This is a genomic window from Streptomyces niphimycinicus, assembly GCF_018883605.1.
In the GTDB taxonomy this organism is placed as follows: Bacteria; Actinomycetota; Actinomycetes; order Streptomycetales; family Streptomycetaceae; genus Streptomyces; species Streptomyces niphimycinicus.
In genome coordinates this window covers 1-1,672 of sequence record NZ_JAHLEM010000965.1, presented here as the reverse complement: position 1 = coordinate 1,672, position 1,672 = coordinate 1, and the positions used below count along the sequence as shown (strand labels likewise).

Genomic DNA, 1,672 nt, shown 5'->3' with positions numbered 1-1,672 from the left:
ATTGCCGCCCGTGGTGGCGCCCACGGCGTCCAGGGCACGCGCGATGCCGAAGTCGATGACGCGCGGACCGTCGATGGTGATGAGGATGTTGGACGGCTTGAGGTCGCGGTGGATCAGCCCGGCGCCGTGGATGTCACGCAGCGCGAGGGCCAGTCCGTTCGCCAGGATCCGCAGCGAGCGCTCGGGCAGCGCCCCGAAGTCCTCGGCGACGACGCTGTGCAGGGACGGACCGCCGATATAACCGGTGGCCACCCAGGGCACCTCGGCGTCGGTGTCGGCGTCGAGCACGGGGGCGGTCCACTGGCCGCCGACCCGTGTGGCCGCCTCCACCTCCCGCTTGAAGCGACCGCGGAAGTCGGGCTGTCGTGCGAGTTCGGCCTGTACGAGCTTCACTGCGACGGTGCGGCCGCGGGCGGAGCGGGCGAGATAGACCCGGCCCATTCCACCCTCGCCGAGCTTGCCGAGCAGCCGGTACTCGCCGATCCACCGCGGGTCCTGGGCCCCGAGGTTCTCCATCGCGGTGTGGCTCCTGTCCCTGTGCCGATAGTCCCTGCGCCGATCGGCCGATCAGTCGAGGCGGGTGAACGTCTGTGTCATCGTCTCATCGCTGTAATCGTCCGGGTCGTCATACTCGACACGCAGCTTGTCATGTCCGGAAGAGGTGAACGTCAGTGACGTGCCGGGCCCGCAGAGATTCTTAGGGGTCCCCCCGGTGAACTTCGAGGGGCTGAGCACGAGGCCCTTCTCCACCGAGGCCAGCACCCGGTCACCCTCGCAGTGGTACTTCTTACTGTCCGCGACCTCTTGGGCCACCGCGGTGCCGATCGCGCCCTGCTTGATGGTGATTTTCAGCGTGGCGTCCTGCTTCCCGAACGCGTCCTTCGCCAGCCAAGTGCCCTCGTACGAGGAGGGGATCGGCTTGCCACCGCGCTTCGAGGGGCGCAGCGTCGCCTCGTAGGAACCGTCCGTGGTGCTCCAGGCGAGGGTGCCGTCGTTGCCTATCCGCAGGGTCTGCTCGCCGACCGTGCTGCAACTGTCCTCGGGGATACTGGTGGTGACCTCGTCGTCCTCGATCAGCAGCAGGCTGTCCGCCGACTTGAGCTTGGCCGAGTCCTGGCAGAACGAGTCCGAGTCGGAGGTCAGCGTCTCGGCGACGAACGCGCCGACCGGCCCCTGGGAGAGGACGATCCGGCGGATCTTGCCGGTGGACGAGCCGCTCTCCTTGATCTCGCCCTCCCAGGCGCCCAGATACTCGGTGGGCACATCGCCGGTCGTGTCCAGCTTGGTCGCGGACGGATCGGGCGCGCCGCCCGAACCACCGGTGGGCGCCTTGGAGTTGGCGGCATCCGGGTTGGCGGGCGGGGTGTGGGTCATCTTGTCGTAGTCGGTCTTGGCCTGGTCGCCCTTGTCGCCCTTGTCGTCGTGCCCCTTGACCACGACGAGGGCGGCGACCCCGGCAACGAGCAGCGTGGCGACGGCGGCCGAGACGACGATGAGCGTCTTACGGCGGCGCTTGGGCTTCGGCGCCTGGGGCGCCTGGGGCGAGCCGCCGCCGGGGCCGCCTTGCCTGGCGGGTCCGCCTGGCGCTGCTGGTGCGTTCGGTTCGCCTGGACCGCCTGGACCGCCTGGACCGCCCGGACTGCTCGGGCCGAAGCCGGCGGAGGGCGTGGCG

The 1,672-nt window shown here is 69.7% G+C and carries 1 protein-coding gene and 1 pseudogene; both read right to left on the bottom strand.

The window, feature by feature from the left end; translation table 11 throughout:
- The coding region (locus KN815_RS46175; RefSeq protein ID WP_216347763.1) for a serine/threonine-protein kinase at nucleotides 1-516 on the bottom strand (516 nt) is incomplete at its 3' end.
- A gap of 51 nt (nucleotides 517-567) precedes the next feature.
- A pseudogene (locus tag KN815_RS46170) lies at nucleotides 568-1,672 on the bottom strand (hypothetical protein); the annotation flags it as partial.